Raw genomic sequence first — 19,068 nt, 5'->3', positions numbered from 1 at the left:
GCCGCATGTCCTCAGTGGGGAGCTATCGGTCGTGACGGAACGGTCCTCGATGTTTGGCGGCGTCTCGCGCCGTGACGCCCTCAGGCTCGGCGTCGGCGCGGCGGCGGGCGCTTTCGCGACGGCGGCTTCGGCGCAGGAGATGTCGCTCTCCTTCGACAGCCAGGCCGAGTGGAAGGACAGGTTCGACGCCTCGGCGCGCGTCAGCCGCACGTCCGGCTCCCGCACCCCGCTGCTCTCGCCCACGACCGTCCAGGAGACGGAACGGGCGATCCAGGATTACACGAGCATCGTCTCCCGCGGCGGCTGGGGCCGCGTCCCGGCCGGCGAACGCATGAAGCTCGGCTCGCGCGGCGAACGCGTGATGGCGCTCCGCCAGCGCCTCGCCGCCACCAACGATCTCGATCCCAATCTCGGCATGTCGCCGGTGTTCGACAGCTACGTCGAGGGCGCGGTGAAGCGTTTCCAGGCCCGCCACGGCCTGATCCCGGTCGGCGTCGTGGGCGACGACACCATGCAGTCGCTCAACATTCCGGCCGAGACCCGTCTGCGACAGCTTGAGACCAACGTCGTGCGCATCCGCACCATGGCGGGCGGGAACATCGGCGCGCGCTACGTGCTCTGCAACATCCCGGCGGCCGAGATCGAGGCGGTCGAGGACGGCCAGGTCGCGGCCCGCTACACGGCGGTGGTGGGCAAGGCGGACCGCGCCTCGCCCGTGATCGACGCCAGGATCCAGCAGGTGAACTTCAACCCGTTCTGGACGGTGCCGGCCTCGATCATCCGGAAAGATCTGATTCCGATGATGCAGAAGGATCCGCAGTACCTGACGAAGAAGCACATCCGGATCTACAGCCAGCAGGGTCAGGAGATTCAGCCCGACCAGATCAACTGGAACACGATGGAGGCGACGCAGTACATGTATCGCCAGGATCCGGGCGACGACAATTCGATGGGCGTGGTCCGCATCAACATGCCGAACAAGGACGGCGTCTACATGCACGACACGCCGTCGAAGAACCTGTTCGGCGAGAACGCCCGCTTCCACTCCTCGGGCTGCGTGCGCATTCAGAACGTCAAGGAACTGGTCGGCTGGCTGGCGAAGAACCAGGCCGGCTGGGACCGCCGCGCGATCGACGCCGCCGTCAAGTCCGGCGAGCGCATCGACATCAACCTCACGCCCTACGTGCCGGTCTACTGGCGCTACATCTCGGGCTGGGGCGCGCAGGACGGCACCGTGCAGTTCCGCGAAGACATCTACGGCATGGACGGCACCGGCGAACTTGCGATGGCGCGCTGAGCGCCTCGCCGCAGGACCCGCGACGATGACCGACGGCCGGCCCCGCACGCCTTCGAAAGGCGGCGGGCCGGCAGTCGGCGTTTCGGGGGAGGTGCTGTTCGAGTTCATCACCCGAGGCGGCTTCGTCCGTTGCGCCGCGATCGACGGCGCGACCGGGATCGAGGTGGTCGTCGTCGGCCCGACCAACGCCAGCCAGGAGCATCTCAAGCGGATCGCCCTGCGCAAGCTCCAGCTGCGGCTCGCGCGGGACTAGCGCGCGCTGCAGCCCGGACGGGGAGGGAATCTCGCGCCGGCCCGGCTCGTCGAACATGCAGGGACGGTGCTGTTCCCGTGACGGTGAAACGCGACTTTCGCGACGCCCTGCCGTCATTCCCAAGACCGAGCCGCGATGTCCGGGACGCCTCAGAAAGCCTGAATGCGACCCCGCTGAATCGCTGAAAGCCCCAGCGAATCTCGCAGGTATCTGGCATGCCAGTCCTTCGAAAGTCTGATGCGACCAAGTCGCAGGACCGGCTCGCGCGGCTTGGCTGGGCTTTCCGACATGTGGTAGCCGTTGGTCGAGAACACGCAGCCGCCCGCGCGTCGCACGCACGGGTTCAGCTGGGTTGATGTCCGCGACGGTTCGCGTACGGCGCGCCGGCGGACGCTCGCTCAATTCGAGGAGGAGCCGTCCATGTCCGTCACCGACGTCCAGGCCCGCGCGGCCGAAAGCCGCTTCTTCCAGGCCTCGCTCGCGGAGGTCGATCCCGAGCTGGCCGACGCCGTCAAGTCGGAGCTGGGCCGCCAGCGCGACGAGATCGAGCTGATCGCCTCCGAGAACATCGTCTCGCGGGCGGTGCTCGAGGCGCAGGGCTCCGTGCTCACCAACAAGTACGCGGAGGGCTATCCGGGCAAGCGCTACTACGGCGGTTGCCAGTTCGTCGACGTCGCCGAGCAGCTCGCGATCGACCGCGCCAAGAAGCTCTTCAACTGCGACTTCGCCAACGTGCAGCCCCACTCGGGCGCGCAGGCGAACGGCGCGGTGTTCCTCGCGCTCATGCAGCCGGGCGACACCTTCATGGGCCTCGACCTCGCCGCCGGCGGCCACCTGACGCACGGCGCCAAGGCGGCGATGTCGGGCAAGTGGTTCAACGCGGTGAACTACCACGTCGACCCCGAGACCCACCTCATCGACATGGAAGAGGTCGCGGCGCTCGCCGAGCAGCACAAGCCGAAGGTGATCATCACCGGCGGTTCGGCCTATCCCCGCCAGATCGACTTCGCGGCCTTCCGCAAGATCGCGGACTCGGTCGGCGCGTACTTCATGGTCGACATGGCGCACTTCTCGGGCCTCGTCGCCGGCGGCCAGCACCCGAACCCGCTCGACCATTGCCACGTCGCCACCACGACCACGCACAAGACGCTCCGCGGCCCCCGCGGCGGCATGATCCTTACGAACGACGAGGCGCTCGCCAAGAAGTTCAACTCGGCGGTGTTCCCTGGCCTGCAGGGCGGCCCGCTGATGCACGTGATCGCGGCGAAGGCGGTGGCCTTCGGCGAGGCGCTGAAGCCGGACTACAAGGTCTACGTCAAGAACGTCATCGCAAACGCCAAGGCGCTCGGCGAGAACATCAAGAGCCACGGCTTCGACCTCGTCTCCGGCGGCACCGACACGCACCTGATCCTCGTCGACCTGCGTCCGAAGAACCTGTCGGGCAAGGTCTCCGAGATCGCTCTCGGCCGCGCGCACATCACCTGCAACAAGAACGGCATCCCGTTCGACCCGGCGAAGCCGACCGTCACCTCCGGCATCCGCCTGGGCACCCCGGCCGGCACCACCCGCGGGTTCGGCGTTGCGGAGTTCCAGGAAATCGGCGACATGATCGCCCAGGTCCTCGACGTGCTCTCGCAGAACAACACGGAAGAGGACAGCGCGGTTGAGGCGAAGGTTCGCCAGCAGGTCTCGAACCTGGTGGCGCGCTTCCCCATCTACGCGGACTGAGGAGCAACCGCGGGAGTTCTGAATGCGTTGTCCGCACTGCGGCGCGCCTGACACGCAGGTCAAGGACTCCCGTCCGACCGAAGATGACGCCGCAATCCGTCGCCGACGGGTCTGCGGCGTCTGCGGCCAGCGCTTCACCACCTTCGAACGCGTGCAGCTGCGCGAGCTCGTGGTGGCGAAGCGCTCCGGTCGCCGCGTGCCGTTCGACCGCGACAAGCTGCACCGGTCTCTCGCCGTGGCCCTGCGCAAGCGCCCGGTCGATCCCGAGCGCATCGAGCAGATGGTCTCCGCGATCGTTCGCCAGCTCGAGGCGAGCGGCGAGACCGAGGTCACGACCGAGACCATCGGCCGCTTCGTGATGGAGGGGCTGAAGACCGTCGACGACGTCGCCTATGTGCGCTTCGCCTCGGTTTACAAGAATTTCCGGGAAGCCAAGGACTTCGAAACCCTGCTTGACGAGCTGGCGGGCGACGAGGCCGCGTCCGCCGCCGCGTCGGGCGAGACGCGATGATGGACGCCCTGGCGCTCCCCCGCCTCGACGGCCCGGACGGCTGTGCGGAGAGCGACGCGCGCTGGATGACGGTCGCTTTGGCGCTGGCCCGGCGCGGCCTGGGGCGCACCGCGCCGAACCCTTCCGTCGGCGCCGTCCTGGTCTCGCCGGACGGGCGCGTCGTGGGCCGCGGCTGGACCCAGCCCGGAGGGCGCCCGCACGCCGAGACCATGGCTCTCGCCCAGGCCGGCGACGCCGCGGCGGGGGCGACGCTCTACGTCACGCTCGAGCCCTGCAGCCACTATGGCCGAACCCCGCCGTGCGTCGACGGCCTGGTCGCGGCGGGGGTCGCGCGCGTCGTAGCCGCCCTGCGCGATCCCGACCCCAGAGTCGACGGCCGCGGCGTCGATCGTCTGCGCGCCGCAGGCGTCGCGGTCTCGATCGGCGGCTGCGGACGGGAGGCGCTCAGGCTTGCGGCGGGCCACGTCTCCCGCGTCACCCTGGGCCGGCCGCACGTCACGCTGAAGCTCGCGGTTTCCGCCGACGACAAGGTCGCCTTGGCGGGCCGCCGGCCGGTCGCCATCACCGGCGAGGCGTCGCGCGGACGCGTCCACATGATGCGCGCCGAAGCGGACGCCATCCTCGTCGGGATCGGCACCGCGCTCGCCGACGACCCATCGCTGACCTGCCGGCTGCCGGGCATGGCGGACCGCTCGCCGTCGCGCGTGGTGCTCGACTCCGGCCTGCGCCTGCCGTTGTCCTCCCGCCTGGTCGCGACCTGCGGCGAGGTGCCGACGTGGATCGTGGCGGCGGTGGACGCGCCCGTCGAGGCCGAGCTCGCGTTGCGCGCCGCAGGCTGCGACGTGATGCGCGTCGAGCGCGGGCCGGACGGACGGCTTTCGCTGCCGCGCGCGCTCAAGCTGCTCGCGCTGCGCGGCGTCACCCGGCTGATGGTGGAGGGCGGTCCCACCATCGCCGCCGGCCTGCTGGACGCCGACCTCGTGGACGCCGCCGTGGTGGCGCGGGGGCCCGCGACGCTGGGGCCCGACGCGATCGGCGCGCTCGAGGGCCGGCCGCTCGGCGCGTTGACCGAGGCGGCGCGCTTCGCCGAAATCAGTTGCGAGCGCGTCGGCGAGGACTGCTGGACGTTCTTCGAGCGCGCGTAGCCCGCGCGCCGTCACCCTGAGGCGCCCCAATGTTCACCGGCATCATCTCCGACATCGGCGAAGTCGTCGCCCGCGACGACGGCGACGAGATCACGAGCTTCATGATCGCGTCGCGCTACGACCCGCGCTCGATCGACCTCGGCGCCTCGATCGCCTGCGACGGCGTCTGCCTCACGGTCGTCTCCGTCGAGCCCGAAGGCCTCGGCGCGGCCTTCGCCGTGGAGGCGGGGCCGGAGACCCAGCGTCTGACCACGGTCGGCGAATGGGGCGTGGGACGGCGGCTCAATCTGGAGCGCGCCCTTAAGATCGGGGACGAGCTCGGCGGGCACCTGGTGCTAGGCCATGTCGACGGCGCGGCCGAGATCGTCGAACGTGACGACGGCGCCGACACCTCGCGTTTCGTGCTCGCCGCGCCGATCGATTTCGCGAAGTTCATCGCCGTGAAGGGCTCGGTCTGCCTCGATGGAATCTCGCTCACCGTGAACCAGGTGGACCGCGAGCTGTTCTCGGTGCATCTCATCCCGCACACCCTCGGGGCGACGACCTGGGCGGACCGTCAGGTCGGCGACCGCGTCAACCTCGAAGTGGACATGATGGCGCGCTACGCCGGACGGCTTGCCGAGGCGCGCAGCCTCGGCTACTGAGCCGTTCCGCTTGATCTTGAAGGCATTCGTCACCCCATGGCCGAACCGCAACGCCGCGTCGGCGGCGTCGAGAAGACGCCCGCCCGCGTGCTCGTCGTCGAAGCGCGTTTCTACGACGCCATTGCCGACGAACTGCTGAAGGGAGCGAAGGCCCGCCTCGAGGCGGCCGGCGCAGCCTTCGACGTCGTCAGCGTGCCCGGCGCGCTGGAAATCCCGCCCACGATCGCGATCCTCGCCGACGCCGCCTCGGCCTGCCACCAGCCCTATGATGCGGTCGTCGCGCTCGGCTGCGTGATCCGCGGCGAGACCACGCACTACGAGATCGTCACCGAACAGAGCGCCCGCGCGCTGATGGACCTGTCCATCGCCCGGAAGCTCCCGCTCGGCAACGGCATCCTGACGGTCGAGAACGAGGCGCAGGCGCTCGCCCGCGCCCGCGTGGCCGAGATGGACAAGGGCGGGGACGCCGCCGCCGCCGCGCTCGCCGTGCTGCGCCTGAAGCGCTGGGCGGGGTGCGTCTGAGATGGCCAAGGGCGAACAGCGCTCCGCGGCACGGCTCGCAGCCGTCCAAGCGCTCTACCAGATGGACATCGCCGGCACGTCGCTGCCGGACACGCTGGCCGAGTTCGAGTCCCACTGGATGGGCAAGGTGGTCGACGGCGACGAGTACAAGCCCGCCGAAGCCGCGTTCTTCCGCGACCTCGTCGGCGGCGTGCTGAAGCAGCAGCGCACGCTCGACCCGCTGATCGACCAGACCCTGCAGGCCGGCTGGCCGCTGAAGCGCGTCGAGGCGATCATGCGGGCGATCCTGCGCTCCGGCGCCTTCGAGCTCGGCAAGCGCAAGGACGTCCCGGTCAAGGTGGTGATCAGCGAGTACGTCGACATCGCCCACGCCTTCTTCGACCGCGACGAGGCCGGCATGGTCAACGCGGTGCTCGACGCCATCGCCCGCAACGTCCGCGCCGAGGATCTGGCGAAGGGTTGACGTCCGCAGCGGGGCCGGCGCGCGGACGTCGCGCGCCAACCCTGCTCCAGCTCAGGACGACAGGGGGATCGCCTCCCGCGATCCGAGCGGAACGCGGAAACGCTTGTTTTCGACTGTGTAGTCCGGCCCGAAGACGTTCGACACGAAGACATGGACCACGTCCGTGTAGCTCGGGCGGACGTCCACCAGCATGAAGCCGCGGCGGCTCTGTTCCGTGTAGATGAGCTTGTCGACGGGCGATTTGCGCGCGCTGCTGTCCACCTGAAGCGCCGCGGTGACCGTCGGCGGCACGCCGAGCAGATACTGCTCCATCCCCGGCGAACTCACCGACGTGCCGCCGAACTCCGGCGCGACGGGTTTGGAGCCGGTCTTGGCCGGCAGGACCAGGTTGGCCGTCCAGGCGTTGTGCGAGTCGCCCGTCAGCACGATCGGGCTCTTCGCCTTGGCGAGCGTCTTCAGCATCTTCACGCGGGCGGTCGGATAGCCGGTCCAGGCGTCGGCGGCGAGCGGCGTCGGGAGCCCCGCTGCGCCCAGCCGCGCGATCTGCTCGCTTTGCCCGGCGCCGAGCAAGTGGTCGAGAAGCGCGTTGTAGCTCGTCTTCTGAGCCGCGGTGAGCGCCGGCGACCCCGCGATGTCCGGCGCGTTTTGGTAGAACATCAGGACCTGATTGCCGATCAGCTGCCACGTCTGGGTCGACGTCACGATCTGCTCGCCGAACCAGGCCGCCTGCGCGTCTCCCATCAGCGTGCGACGTTTGCCGTCCTCGCGCACGTCTTTCGGGAAGGGGCCTTCCGGAGGCGCGCCGAGATAGGCGGCGACCAGCGCGTCGCTCGCAAGCTGTTGGTCGCGCGCGGCCTCGCGGGTGTCGATCATCACGAGGCGGGCGAGGTCGCCGAAGTCGAAGGTGCGGTAGAGCGCGTCGGGGTTGCCGGTCGCCGGATCGATGCGCAGGCGGTCTTCCGGCTCCCGGATCGGCAACCACTCGTAGAACGCGCGAATGCCCTGCTGCTTGCGGACGTTCCACGAGCCTTCGCCCGGGTTGTGATTTTCCGCGCCGCCCGTCCAGGCGTCGTTCGCCACCTCGTGGTCGTCCCAGATGTTGATGAAGGGCGCCAGCGCGTGGAGCTTCTGCAGGTGCGGATCGGTCTTGTAGAGCGCATGGCGGGCCCGGTACTGGTCGAGCCGGGTGATCTCCGCGCGCGGCTCGAGATCGGCGTCGCGCGGCTTGGGCGCGAGGCCGAGACCGGTCGCAGGCGTGGTGTAGCCGCCGGCGCCCGGACCGTACTCGTAGATGTAGTCGCCGAGATGCAGAACGGCGTCGAGGTCCCTCCGCTTCGCCGCCTCCTGATAGACGTTGAAGAAACCGAGTTCGTAGTTCGAGCAGGAGAGCACCGCGAACGTCAGTCGGTCGACGGCGCCCACGGGCAGCGTCTTCGTCCGTCCGACCGGAGACAGCGCGCGCTCCGCCCCGAAGCGATAGTAATAGACGACGCCCGGCGCGAGATTGGCGACGTCGACTTTCACCGTGTGGTCGCGGCTGACGCGCGCGACGGCCTTGCCCGACCGCACGACGCGGGTGAAGGCCGCATCCTCCGCCACGGTCCAGGTGACGGCGATGTCGGCGGTCACGCCCGGTTTGGTGACGCGCGTCCAGATGATGACGCGGTCGCTCTGCGGGTCGCCGCTGGCGACGCCATGTAGGAAGGGCGCTGCGGCCGCCTGAGCGCCCTCGACCGCAAGCGTGATGGAGGTCGCCGTGGCGCCTGCCGCAAGCGTCATGAGGAGCGCCTCGCGACGCGTCAGCCCGCCAGCGCCGATCCGCGGATCGGCTTCGTCGTTGTTGGACGTCATGTCTGAGAGCCCCGCTGGAAATCGAAGAATTCCATAGCCGGGCTGGCTGACCGCCTTGTGACGGCGTCCGAACGGGAAGAGGCCGGCTCTCCTCTCGGAGAACCGGCCTCTGATGTGCGTCCGGCCTGGACGGGAGGGTGGGGACAGGCGGCCGGCCGCGCAGATCTCCGGAACTCGGGGTCTTACGGGGCGGCGGCGACGCCGACCGGGTTCACGCCGTCGCCGAGCAGGACCCACTGGTTGGGATCGATCTGGGACTGACGCTTCACGTAGGTGTAGCCGGTCTCGAACCACGGCTTGACGTCGTCCGCCTGGTTGTCGAGGGCGTAGTCGCCGCGGTCGGTGACGACCGTGAGCACGGCGTGGCCGTCGCCCTTCAGGTCGCGAACCACGGTGATGAGCAGGGCCTGCCGGGGCCAGCCGGCCTCGATCAGCAGCTTGCGCTTCAGCAGGACGTAGTCCTCGCAGTCGCCCTTGTTGTCGGTCGGGTAGGTCCAGAACTCCTCGGTGCCGTAGAGTTCCTGATCGGTGACAGGCGACACCTGGGCGTTGACCTTGCGGTTGAGCTTGTCGAGTTCGACGAGCTTCGTCGCCGTCAGTTTGGCCTTCGTCGCCCGCATCGGCTTGACGTCGCATTCGATCGGATTGTCGGCGCAGAACTGCGTCCAGCCCATCGGGGCCTTCGCCCCGCCGATCACCTGCATCGGGCTCGCCGCCGCTACCTTCACGGTCTGCGCTTCGACCGGGCCCATGGTAAATCCGGTGGCAACAAGTCCAAACAAGATATAAACCGCGTTCTTCTTGATCTCAGTAAACATTGCCGTCTCCCGTCCTGTCCCGGGAAGCAACGTCTCATATTCCTTTTGCGGTCCGTCTAAATCAATACGTGGAGTTTTAGTGAGATGATTTGCAATTCAGAAAGAAGTTGAATACGAATTGTTCAGAGTTGCAGTGGGTATTTCGTTTACCAACTGCTTCAGTCGTTAGAGGATGAAGGAATGACTTGGTCATTCAAACCTTAACGAGGCCAGCTTTTGGAGGGGGGTCATTTACAAAGTCTTCACCATGCGGCGAAGACGGCGCCGGCCATCGGCGCTGGCGGGAGCCGGCGCGGCGGCGAGACGACACAAAAAAGCCGCCTCGAACGGCGGCTTCCTGTTCAGGTTCGGGGCGGTGACGTCAGCCGAACTGTTCCGCCAGGGTTTCGAGGTTCTGCGGCCGGCTGAACTCCACGGCCAGTCCGTTCTCGAGATAGCGGACGACGCGGGCCGTGGTCCGGCCGAGCGTCACCGGCGTGCCGATCGGCAGATCGAGGCCGATCTGGATCGCGGCGCCGGAGAGCGAGACGTCGATGATGCGGCAATCGTGCGAGACGCCGTCCTCGGTCTGAAGCACGGAGCGCGGGTTGCGCGGGATGACGCGCTCGTGGCGCCGGTCCTCCGGAAGGCCGAGAATGTTGCGGTTCGCGAGCCAGGTCAGCTGCGCGGCGAGCTTGTCGCGCTTGCGGATCGTCGCGGTCACGGTCATGGCGAAGCCGTTCGCGATCGGACGCACCATCACGCCCTCCACCCGGCCGATGTGGTCGAGATAGACGATCACGCGTTCGCCGGCCTGCGCCGGCACGGGCGCGATCAACGAGACGCCGCCGGGAGACATGTCGAGGGTCTGGCAGGGATACTCGCGCCGCGACGCCAGCATGTAACGTCCGAGAAGCGCGACCTTGACCCGCTGATGGCGACGTTGCTCGTCCGAGAGCGGCTTTTTCATCGCGAACATCAAGGCGTCCGTTCCGGAGAGCGTGGAGGGCGTCGGATTGCGCGCCGCGTGCCCAAAACCTAAACGAACGGCGTTAACGCCCCGTAACCTCGCTCCCTCGAACACCGGTCAGCGTCCCCCGTCGAAGACTAGAAAACGGCCGATCCGCCGGGCCGCGCCCGCGAGAGCGTGGGGAGACGGGGTCATGGGCGTCGGCTGCGGCGCCGAAGCCTCGCCGATGGCGCGCCGCCGGCCGCTCGGCCAGATCATCCGCAGCGAGGCGAGCTCGAACCGCGTCACCGGACAGGCGCCGAGCCAGTACGGCGTCTCGACCGGCGCAAGCGCGCCGAGGATGCGCGCGTGGGTGCGGCCGCGATGGCGAAGGGGCAGAAGAATGAGCTCGAGATCGACCTTGCGGCCGAGTTCGGTCCCGCCTGTTACGCCGAGCACCGCGACGGCGGCGTCGTCGGAGATCGTGGACAGCGCGCCGAGCACCGTCGCCCGGTCGGCGGCGGACCAGAGTTCAAGAAAGCGTTCGCCCTTCATCTCGTGGCCGGCGACGTCGCAGAGGCGAGACCCGGCCAGTCGGAACGGGAACTGCGCCTCTTCCGAGGCTTCCAGGATGAACGTGTCGCCGAGGATGCCCCGGATCTGGCCGGGATCGACGTCGGCGCGCTCGGGCGCCGCGCGCGCGCCGCGCAGGCGGTTCCAGTAAGCAAAAAGCTCGCGGGTGGCGGCGGCCTTCATGGAGGGACGGACCTTCCGTTTCGTTTTGGGTCGCCCATGTGTCGTCCCGGGACGTTTTCCGGCCGACGAGGGCGTTTAGCCCCCAGCGCAGCAGGCCGCATGCCAGCCGCGTGCACGACGTCGCGTGATCGGCGGATCGAACGAGCAGTGGGCGGTAGCGGGGACAGTCGCGTGACAGAGCATCAAGGCCGTCCGGACAATCGGCGGGAGCGGGCGTTCAACGCCCCCGCCGTCGTGATAGCGACGATCGCGCTGTTCGGGGCGATCCACCTCTGGCGCGTCTTTCTTTCCGAAGACGCGGACATCGCCGTTCTCCTGCGCTTCGCGTTCATACCGGCCCGCTACGACCCGGCGTCGCCCTATCTTCCGGGCATGCTCGGCGGGGAGGGCGCCAAGCTTTGGACGTTCCTCACCTACGCCTTGCTGCACGGCGACTGGACGCACCTCCTGGTCAACAGCGTCGCCATGCTGGCCTTCGGCAGCGCTGTGGCCTGGCGGTTTGGGCCGCTCCGGTTCCTCTTCTTCTCGGCGCTCTGCGCGATCGGGGGAGCCGCGGCTTACCTTGCGCTTCACCTCGACGAGCCCCAGCCGGTGAGCGGCGCGTCCGCGGCGATCTCGGGTCAGATGGCCGCCGCGATGCGCTTCATGTTCGAGGCCGGCGGCCCGCTCGGCGCGTTCCGCCGGCGGGGACGGTTGGCGTTCTCTGCGCCCGCGGTTCCTCTCGCGCCGGCGCTCCGAAACCCTCAGGTGCTGATCTTCCTTCTGGCCTGGTTCGGGACCAACATCGTGTTCGGCCTCGGCGGAATGGCGATCGCCGGAGAGACCGCGGCGATCGCCTGGGAGGCGCATATCGGCGGATTTCTGACGGGACTCGTGCTGTTTCCGCTGTTCGATCCGAAAGTCGCACGGTTCCGTGACCGGGCTGATGCCTCCGTAGCATTGCCCTCGCGCCCTCCCGCCCCCCATGATTGAGACAGAAGGCCGCGGGACGGCCTCGACCTAAGGACCGACGAGCCTCCCGCCGGCCCCTCGCGAACGAGGCCGCATTCGCTCGGCCTCAACACACAAGGGAGGCTCGCATGACGGTCGCACGCATTCTGGCGTTTAAAGGGCCCGAGGTCTTCACCGCCTCGCCGCACCGTACGATGGGCGAAATCGTCGCCCTGCTGGCCGAGAAGCGCATCGGCACGGTGGTGATCGCCGGCGCCGACGGCGGGATTACCGGCATCATCTCCGAGCGCGACGTCGTCCGGTCGCTCGCCGCCCGCGGCGCCGACGTTCTAGCCGATCCGGTCTCGATGCACATGACCCGGAAGGTCGTCACCGCGACCTCCGACGAGACGATCGAAGAGATCATGGACCGCATGACCGAGGGAAAGTTCCGCCACGTTCCCGTGGTGGAAGGCCGCCGGCTCGTTGGCATCGTCTCGATCGGCGACGTGGTGAAGCACCGCATGGCGACGGCCGAGGCCGAGGCGTCGGCCATGCGCGACTACATCGCGACCGCCTGACGGTTCAGGCGGTGGAGGGTCAGCGGCGGTCGCGCTCGATCGGGCGCGCCCGCCGCCACGTGTCCGCCGGCAGATCGCGGAGACGGAGGGCGTAGAGCGCGCCGAGGCGGCTCTCGCCGAGGCTTCGGCCGGACGCGAGTTGCAGGATGTCGGCGCCCGGGTTCCAGTTGCCCTCGATCAGCACAGGCCCCCGGTCGGACAGTCCGACGTCCCAGCCGATCACGAAGAAGCCCTCGCGAAACGCCTGGTGCGCGCGCGTTGCAAGGTCCGTCGCCTCGGCGACGTCCGGGGCGACGTGGCCGACGAGAGCGTCGCCTGTCGCCGGATGGCGCTCGACCCCGACAATCGCGCCGTCCACGCGCTGGAAACCGCGCCCGATCCGCGCCTCCGCGTCCACGCTCGCCACGATGTTTCCGGCGTTGAAGTTGTCGACCGGCCGCGGCCCGCCGGCCGACAGCCGGAGCACGCGGTCGCAGGCCTCGATGTCGCCGGCCTCGCTCACGGCGGTCATCACCCGCAGGGTCGGTAGCGCGCCGGGCGACAGCGACCGCAGCGCGGGGTGCGTGGCGCAGGCCTCCTGCACCACTCCCCCGGCCCGCAAGAGAGCGGTCAGGTCGGCGAGGACGCGGCGCTTGTCGACGGGCTCGGCGCCGGTCCGCCATCCGTCCGGGCCGCGGCGGAAACCGATCACGCCGACGCCCTTCGAGGCGAAGTTCGGTTTGCCGATGACGCCCGCCCGACCCTCGAGCCACGCGCGCAGCGCGGCCGGCTCGCCCTCGAAGGTGTCAGGGGTCGGCAGGCCGGCCTCCCGGCACCGCTCGGCGAACAGCCGCTTGTTCTTGAGCGGGTTCGCGGCAAGCGGGTAGGCGGCGGGATTGAGCAGCCGGTGCATGCCCTTGCGGGCGGCCATGGCGAGATGGGCGTCCGGATCGGCTGTCCGGGCGAGCAACGCCTGTTCCGTGGCGTCCCAGCCGTGCCGCCAGCCGGAGCGCGGCGCGCGGGCGGCGTTACCGAGAGCGGCGAGGCCCGAAAGCGCCAGCGCGCCAGCGCGGTCCGCAGGGCTCCAGTGGCGCCACAGGGCGTCGAAGTAGAGCCCGGCGAGGTCTGTCGGCCGCCGGTTCGAGGCGGAGGTCCGGCCGAAGAGGCGCGGAGGAACCGCCCGCAACGTCAGCATGGCGCGGCTATTCCGCGGCGAGACGCTGCGGTTCGACGTGGCGCCACGCGAGCACCTCTTCGGTGACCTTCAGGCTGCGTGCGTGGTCGACGTCGATCGCCGCGGCGCCGTCGCTGAGTTCGATCGGGACGATCCTCAGCCCGAACCGCTTCGACAGCCGCTTGAACGAGGCGTCGAGCGCGCTGAGGCCAAGGCGGAACCGGACGAGTTCGACGACGCCGCGGAGCCCGAGGGCGCCGACCACGCGCAGGGGATGCTTCACGAACTGGCCGCCGGAACGGAACAGCTCGGCCGCGCGCAGCGCCGAGTCTTCGCCGATCCAGTACATGTTGCAGTTCGAGAAGGCGCCGTCGGAGCACTTGTAGAACTTGCGCTGTCCGTCGGGGTGGGCGGCGAGCACGCTTTCCCGCCGGGCGAGCGCCACCGCGACCTCTGCGCCGCTCCGGCGCGCCGCGATGTCGAATTCGGCGATCTGCTCCGGCGTGATGAGCACGCTGTCCGCGGTCACGATCAGCACAGGAAAAGCCGCCCCCTTCACCGCGTCCAGCACGCTGTCGACGAGGTTCGGTTGGGAGCTGAACATCCTGAGCCGTCCGGCCGCGGCGAGCGAACGGACTTCCGGCAGGCGTTCCAGCCCGGAGCCGGCGTTGATCGAGATCCGCACCTCGTCCACCCGATGGCTGGCGGCGAGCGTGTCCAGCACATGCGCGACCATGGGCCGGCCCGCGACCGGCGAGAGCGCCTTCAGCGAGACGCCCGCGGCCTCCGCCAGCGGGTCGAGCCGGCCGTCGCGTTCGCCGGCGAGCACCAGGACCGTGAGAGCGCCGGTCATGCTGCGAGCTCCAGGCCGACGGACGTGATGACGCCCTGCCGGCGCAGGCTGTGGGCGAGGATCGACTCGACCAGCGAGGCGTGATCGACGCCGAGCGACGCCGCGGAGCGCGAGATGCTCTTCTGCGACCACAGATTGCAGGAGAGGTTCACCTCCATGAAGGCGACCGCCCCCGAGCCGGGGTCGTAGCGGAATTCGAAGCGGCCGTAGTCGAACGGCCAGAGTTCGTCGCACAGCGCGCGCGAGAACGCGTTCAGCCGGCCCGCCAGCTCCGGGTCGTCGACGACGAGCAGAGGGTCTGGCCGAACGTCGGCGGCGAGCGCGCGCTTCTCCTCGTAGGAGCGCAGATCGCCGGCGCGTTCGGGCGAATGCGCCATGGGCGGCAGCAGCCAGGGCGCGGCGCCCGCGCCGCCGACCACCGGCACGGCGACGTCGAGCAGCGGCAGCCACTCCTCCACGATCACGTCGTGCCCGAGGCCGTGCAGCTCCTGCACGTGGGCGCGCGCGTCGGTCCAGCTGTCGACGATCGCCACGCCCCACGAGGCGGACGAGGCGTTGGGCTTCACCACCAGCCGCTCGGCGCGGAAGTCCGGCTCCGCAATCGGGCGTCCCCGGCGGCATGAGATCCAGCGCGCCGTCGGCACGCCGTGGCGGCGGGCTATGACCTTCGAGAGGTGCTTGTCGTCGGCCAGTCCGCGCAGGATCGGGCTCGCCCCGAGAAACGGCGCGCCGCAGCGCGTCAGCAGCAGCGGGGCCAGCATCTCGCTGTTCTGGAAGCCGGCGCGGTTCAGCAGCGGGAAGACGAAGTCGACGTTCGGCCGCCGCTCGATCGCCTCGAAGCTGTTCGCGGCGACCACCTCGATCCCGAGGCTCTCGATCGTCGTCCGAAGCTCGTGATGGTAGACGGCGTGGTTGCCGTCCGCGGCGTCGGGAGAGCCGTCGCCGCAGGCGTGCTTGGCGAGGAACATCAGGCGCAGGCGCGCCTTGTCCGCGGAGGGGATACGGGCGCATCGGGGGTCGAGATTCGGCGTCATCAGCATGGCGTGACGCTAGCTGCGTCGGATGACGCGGCCGCGACGCCGCCCTGACGCTCCGATGACGATCAGGCGTGGTTGGCCTGCGCGAGGCGGCGCAGCCGGACGCCGACCTCGGCGAGTTCGGCCGCCGCGACCTCGGCGGCGCGCGGCCCGCCGTCGAGCAGGCCGTCGGTCGCCAGAGCCTGCACGAAAAGGCCGATGTCGCGGTTGCCCCGCACCAGCCCCCAGGCGATCGCCGCCCCGAGCGCGCGTCGTCCGATCTGGCTGCGGCGCGCGAGGGCCTCGACGGCGCCATAGGCGCGGAGGCCCACGCCCGGACGCCGCGGCAGGGGAAACAGCGCGACCGGCGCGCCCCGCAGCGCGGCCTCCGTGATCATCGAGGCGCTGTCGTCGGTCACCAGGAAGGCGTCGGCGGCCGCGAGGAAGGCGCGGTAGTCGTCCGCGCCTTCGCCGTAGATCTCGAGCCGCGTCGGGACCGGCGCGGACGCGAAGGTCTGTTTCAGCGCGAGGACCGCCGCCGGTGACGTGCGCGGCGAGGTGGCTGCGAGCACAGAGCCTCCGGCGGCTGTCGCGCGCGCCACGGCGTCCGCCGCGAACCGGCGGGCGGCGTCGGCGTCGAGCCGCTGGGGGTCCGCGTCGCCGCCGGCGATCGCCATCAGTCGCGGCCGGGGCAGGGCGGCGAGATCCGCCGGAACGGGCCGCAGAGCTTCAGGCGCTGTCGTCGGCGGAAAGCGCTGGACCAGCACGTTGGGACGCGCGGGCAATCCATACTGCGGCGTGGTCACCACGAGGTCGAACCAGCCGAGCGGCGCCGAGGGGCGGCCAAGATGGACGAGCCGCGTGCGGCCGCCGGACGCTGCGCGGATCCACAGCGCGAGCGGGACCGACCGCTTGCCGGCCGTCAGCACGACGTTGGGCCATGGCGGCGTCAGCTGCGCGCGGGCGGCCGCCGTCGCCGTGAACAGGGAGCCCCGGCTGCGGAGATTGAGCAGCCAGCCCAACGGGGTGAAAGCGAGGCGCTTGACGTCGACGCCCAGCCCGCTCGCCTCCGCCGCGGCCTCCACCATGCGCGCGTCGCCGCGATGCTTGGGGAGGAGCGCCCAGAGGCGGGGGGCGGAGGCGGGCATCGGCGCCGCTCGCGATCGACGGGTCGTCGCCGCCTCCGCCGTTTCGTCAGAGGTCGAGCAGCTGCCCGCCCGCGTCCGGCAGCTTGCCGATCGCGGGCGCGGACACGTCCGCCATGCCGGCGCGCTTCAGGTCCGGCGGCGTCGCCTCCTCGGCAAGCAACGCGACGGCCTCGCTGAGCGACATGCCCGTCTGGCCCTGGGAGCCGAGGCGGCGGATCGACACCGAACGGGTCTCCGCCTCCTTCTTTCCCACAACGACGAGCGCCGGCGTCTTGGTCAGGGAGTGCTCGCGGACCTTGTAGTTGATCTTCTCGTTACGCAGGTCGAGCTCGACCCGCAGCCCCGCGCGGCGCAGCTCCGCCGCGACCTCGGCCGCGTAGGGGTCGGCCTCGGAGGTGATGGTCGCGACCACCGCCTGCGTCGGCGCCAGCCAGAGCGGGAAGTGCCCGGCGTAGTGCTCGATCAGGATGCCGGTGAAGCGCTCCAGCGAGCCGAAGATCGCCCGGTGGATCATGACGGGGTGATGCTTCTCGCCGTCCGCGCCGATGAAGAACGCGCCGAACCGCTCCGGCAGGTTGAAGTCGACCTGGATGGTGCCGCACTGCCAGTCGCGGCCAATGGCGTCGCGCAGCACATACTCGAACTTCGGCCCGTAAAACGCGCCCTCGCCAGGATTAATCGCCGTCGTCACGCGGTCGCCGTAGCGCTGCGAGATCGTCTCCAGCGCGTCGCTCATCACCTGCTCGGCGCGGTCCCACAGCGCGTCGGAGCCGACCCGCTTCTCGGGCCGCGTCGAGAGCTTCAGCACGATCCTGTCGAAGCCGAAGTCGGCGTACATGTCGAGGATCAGCTCGTTGAGCATGAGCGTCTCGGCCATGAACTGCTCGTCGGTGCAGAACGTGTGGCTGTCGTCCTGCGTGAAGGCGCGGACCCGCATCATGCCGTGCAGCGCGCCGGACGGCTCATAGCGGTGCACCATGCCGAATTCGCCCATGCGGATAGGCAGTTCGCGGTAGCTCCTCAGGCCGTGCTTGAAGATCTGCACGTGGCCCGGGCAGTTCATCGGCTTGATCGCGAAGACGCGGTCGTCTTCGGTCTGCGTGACGAACATGTTCTCCCGGTACCAGTCCCAATGGCCGGAGGTCTGCCAGAGCGAGTGATCGAGGATCTGGGGCGTGTTGACCTCGACGAAGCCCTTCGCCTTCTGCTGGCGGCGGGAATAGTCGATCAGCGCCTGGAACAGCGTCCAGCCCTTGGGGTGCCAGAACACCGTGCCGGGGCCTTCCTCCTGGAAATGGAAGAGGTCCATCTCGCGCCCCAGCCGCCGGTGGTCGCGCTTCTCCGCCTCCTCCAGCATGTGGAGGTAGGCGTCGAGGGCGGCCTTGTCGGGGAAGGCGGTGCCGTAGATGCGCTGGAGCATCGGGTTGTTCGAGTCGCCGCGCCAATAGGCGCCCGCCACCTTCATCAGCTTGAAGGCGTCGCCAACCTTGCCCGTGGAGGTCATGTGCGGCCCGCGGCACAGGTCCTTCCACTCGCCCTGCGCATACATCTTGAGCGATTGGTCCTCGGGGATCGCGTCGACCAGCTCGACCTTGAAGGTCTCGCCCTTGCCGCGGAAGAACTCCTTCGCCTGGTCGCGCGACCAGATTTCCTTCGTGAACGGCCGGTCACGCGCGATGATCTTGCGCATCTCGGCTTCGATCGCGGCGAGGTCCTCGGTCGAGAACGGCTCGGCGCGCGCGAAGTCGTAATAGAAGCCGTTCTCGATCACCGGGCCGATCGTCACCTGCGTTTGCGGCCACAGCGTCTGCACCGCTTCGGCCAGCACGTGCGCGCAGTCGTGGCGGATCAGCTCCAGCGCGCGCGGGTCCTCGCGGCTCAGGAACTCGATCTTGGCGTCGCGCTCGATCGGGTCGGCGAGGTCCACGACCACGCCGTCGAGCGCCATGGCGACGGTGCGCTTCAGCAGCGACTTCGAGATCTGGCCCGCGATGTCGGCGCCGGTGACGCCGGCGTCATAGGACTTCTGGGCGCCGTCGGGGAAGGTGACGAGAGGCATGTCGGTCTCCGCTCAGTTCTGCCTACGAGTGCAGGTAAGCGTGTTGGGAAGGTCGCCCGCGCGCTGCGGTCAGGCCGCGTCGCCGGCGTCGGCTGCGCGCTCGCAGCGGATCTCCGCCCGGCGCGCGTAGCGCCACGGCCTAGACCACGCCGCGTCCGAAGGCAACGCGCGCGGCACGGGATCGAAGCCGTCTTGCCCCCAAGGATGGCAGCGGCAGATCCGCCCCGCCGCCATCCAGCCGCCGGCCCAGGCCCCATGGCGCGCCAGGGCCTCGTCGGCGAACTCCGAGCAGGTCGGCAGGTAGCGGCACTGCCGGCCGATCAGCAGGGACAACGAGTAGCGATAGGCGAGGATCGGCAGGCGAAGCGCGGAGGCGAGGGGGGAGCGCAGGGAGAGGCGGGGCGTCACCGGC

At 69.6% G+C, this 19,068-nt stretch carries 20 protein-coding genes; 10 read left to right on the top strand and 10 right to left on the bottom strand.

What is annotated here, in order from left to right:
• The first annotated feature begins 31 nt into the window (after positions 1-31).
• From JOD31_RS03875 to nusB, 8 genes are all read left to right on the top strand, one after another.
• Complete coding sequence (locus JOD31_RS03875; protein WP_204948964.1) at positions 32-1,297, top strand: L,D-transpeptidase family protein; 1,266 nt, start codon at positions 32-34, stop codon at positions 1,295-1,297.
• Positions 1,298-1,322: 25 nt separating this feature from the next.
• Entirely contained in the window at positions 1,323-1,550 is a 228-nt protein-coding gene (locus tag JOD31_RS03870) for a DUF6898 family protein (protein WP_204948963.1), read from the top strand.
• Positions 1,551-1,970: 420 nt separating this feature from the next.
• The gene (gene glyA / locus JOD31_RS03865; protein WP_204948962.1) at positions 1,971-3,278 is read left to right on the top strand and encodes a serine hydroxymethyltransferase; all 1,308 of its coding nucleotides are present in this window, start codon (positions 1,971-1,973) and stop codon (positions 3,276-3,278) included.
• A 22-nt stretch (positions 3,279-3,300) separates the two neighbouring features.
• Positions 3,301-3,789, top strand: a complete 489-nt coding sequence (gene nrdR / locus JOD31_RS03860; protein WP_204948961.1) for a transcriptional regulator NrdR — start codon at positions 3,301-3,303, stop codon at positions 3,787-3,789.
• A complete protein-coding gene (gene ribD / locus JOD31_RS03855) occupies positions 3,789-4,934 on the top strand; it encodes a bifunctional diaminohydroxyphosphoribosylaminopyrimidine deaminase/5-amino-6-(5-phosphoribosylamino)uracil reductase RibD (protein ID WP_204949336.1) in 1,146 nt (381 codons plus the stop codon). Before nrdR ends, ribD begins: the two co-directional genes overlap by 1 nt.
• Positions 4,935-4,963: 29 nt before the next feature.
• Entirely contained in the window at positions 4,964-5,578 is a 615-nt protein-coding gene (locus JOD31_RS03850; RefSeq protein ID WP_204948960.1) for a riboflavin synthase, read from the top strand.
• Positions 5,579-5,614: 36 nt separating this feature from the next.
• Positions 5,615-6,100 (top strand): 6,7-dimethyl-8-ribityllumazine synthase, encoded by a 486-nt coding sequence (gene ribH / locus JOD31_RS03845; protein WP_204948959.1) that lies wholly within the window; start codon positions 5,615-5,617, stop codon positions 6,098-6,100.
• Position 6,101: 1 nt separating this feature from the next.
• On the top strand, positions 6,102-6,563 hold the full coding sequence (nusB, locus tag JOD31_RS03840) for a transcription antitermination factor NusB (protein ID WP_020184572.1): 462 nt from the start codon (positions 6,102-6,104) through the stop codon (positions 6,561-6,563).
• Positions 6,564-6,614: 51 nt separating this feature from the next.
• On the opposite strand, the gene JOD31_RS03835 is transcribed toward nusB, so the two are convergent.
• The 4 genes from JOD31_RS03835 to JOD31_RS03820 form a co-directional block, all read right to left on the bottom strand.
• Positions 6,615-8,414, bottom strand: coding sequence for an alkaline phosphatase D family protein (locus JOD31_RS03835; RefSeq protein WP_204948958.1), 1,800 nt, complete (start codon positions 8,412-8,414; stop codon positions 6,615-6,617).
• Positions 8,415-8,596: 182 nt separating this feature from the next.
• Positions 8,597-9,166 (bottom strand): transglutaminase-like cysteine peptidase, encoded by a 570-nt coding sequence (locus JOD31_RS03830; RefSeq protein ID WP_246482318.1) that lies wholly within the window; start codon positions 9,164-9,166, stop codon positions 8,597-8,599.
• A 427-nt stretch (positions 9,167-9,593) separates the two neighbouring features.
• Positions 9,594-10,190: a PilZ domain-containing protein gene (locus JOD31_RS03825; protein ID WP_204948956.1), complete on the bottom strand. Its 597-nt coding sequence runs from the start codon at positions 10,188-10,190 to the stop codon at positions 9,594-9,596.
• 108 nt (positions 10,191-10,298) lie between these two features.
• Positions 10,299-10,916 (bottom strand): PAS domain-containing protein, encoded by a 618-nt coding sequence (locus tag JOD31_RS03820; protein WP_204948955.1) that lies wholly within the window; start codon positions 10,914-10,916, stop codon positions 10,299-10,301.
• 171 nt (positions 10,917-11,087) lie between these two features.
• On the opposite strand from JOD31_RS03820, the gene JOD31_RS03815 reads away from it, so the two are divergent.
• Together JOD31_RS03815 and JOD31_RS03810 are read left to right on the top strand one after the other, a co-directional pair.
• Positions 11,088-11,888, top strand: a complete 801-nt coding sequence (locus tag JOD31_RS03815) for a rhomboid family intramembrane serine protease (protein WP_204948954.1) — start codon at positions 11,088-11,090, stop codon at positions 11,886-11,888.
• A 107-nt stretch (positions 11,889-11,995) separates the two neighbouring features.
• Positions 11,996-12,427, top strand: coding sequence for a CBS domain-containing protein (locus JOD31_RS03810; protein WP_204948953.1), 432 nt, complete (start codon positions 11,996-11,998; stop codon positions 12,425-12,427).
• A 19-nt stretch (positions 12,428-12,446) separates the two neighbouring features.
• Here the strand turns inward: JOD31_RS03810 and JOD31_RS03805 are convergent, their stop codons facing one another.
• From JOD31_RS03805 to yidD, 6 genes are all read right to left on the bottom strand, one after another.
• Positions 12,447-13,601 (bottom strand): sugar-transfer associated ATP-grasp domain-containing protein, encoded by a 1,155-nt coding sequence (locus JOD31_RS03805; protein ID WP_204948952.1) that lies wholly within the window; start codon positions 13,599-13,601, stop codon positions 12,447-12,449.
• 7 nt (positions 13,602-13,608) lie between these two features.
• The gene (locus tag JOD31_RS03800; protein WP_204948951.1) at positions 13,609-14,433 is read right to left on the bottom strand and encodes a nucleotidyltransferase family protein; all 825 of its coding nucleotides are present in this window, start codon (positions 14,431-14,433) and stop codon (positions 13,609-13,611) included.
• Positions 14,430-15,473, bottom strand: coding sequence for a D-alanine--D-alanine ligase family protein (locus JOD31_RS03795; RefSeq protein WP_246482317.1), 1,044 nt, complete (start codon positions 15,471-15,473; stop codon positions 14,430-14,432). Before JOD31_RS03795 ends, JOD31_RS03800 begins: the two co-directional genes overlap by 4 nt.
• A 62-nt stretch (positions 15,474-15,535) precedes the next feature.
• A complete protein-coding gene (locus JOD31_RS03790) occupies positions 15,536-16,597 on the bottom strand; it encodes an ELM1/GtrOC1 family putative glycosyltransferase (RefSeq protein WP_204948950.1) in 1,062 nt (353 codons plus the stop codon).
• A 46-nt stretch (positions 16,598-16,643) separates the two neighbouring features.
• Positions 16,644-18,656 carry a threonine--tRNA ligase gene (gene thrS / locus JOD31_RS03785; protein WP_204948949.1) on the bottom strand — a complete coding sequence of 671 codons (2,013 nt, stop codon included), beginning with the start codon at positions 18,654-18,656 and terminating at the stop codon, positions 16,644-16,646.
• A gap of 69 nt (positions 18,657-18,725) precedes the next feature.
• Positions 18,726-19,064, bottom strand: a complete 339-nt coding sequence (gene yidD, locus JOD31_RS03780; RefSeq protein ID WP_204948948.1) for a membrane protein insertion efficiency factor YidD — start codon at positions 19,062-19,064, stop codon at positions 18,726-18,728.
• Between the last annotated feature and the right edge of the window lie 4 nt (positions 19,065-19,068).

This window comes from Methylopila capsulata (genome assembly GCF_016907975.1).
GTDB lineage: Bacteria > Pseudomonadota > Alphaproteobacteria > Rhizobiales > Methylopilaceae > Methylopila > Methylopila capsulata.
Note: the sequence above shows the minus strand (reverse complement) of the source record. Positions and strands in the feature narration are given on the sequence as shown.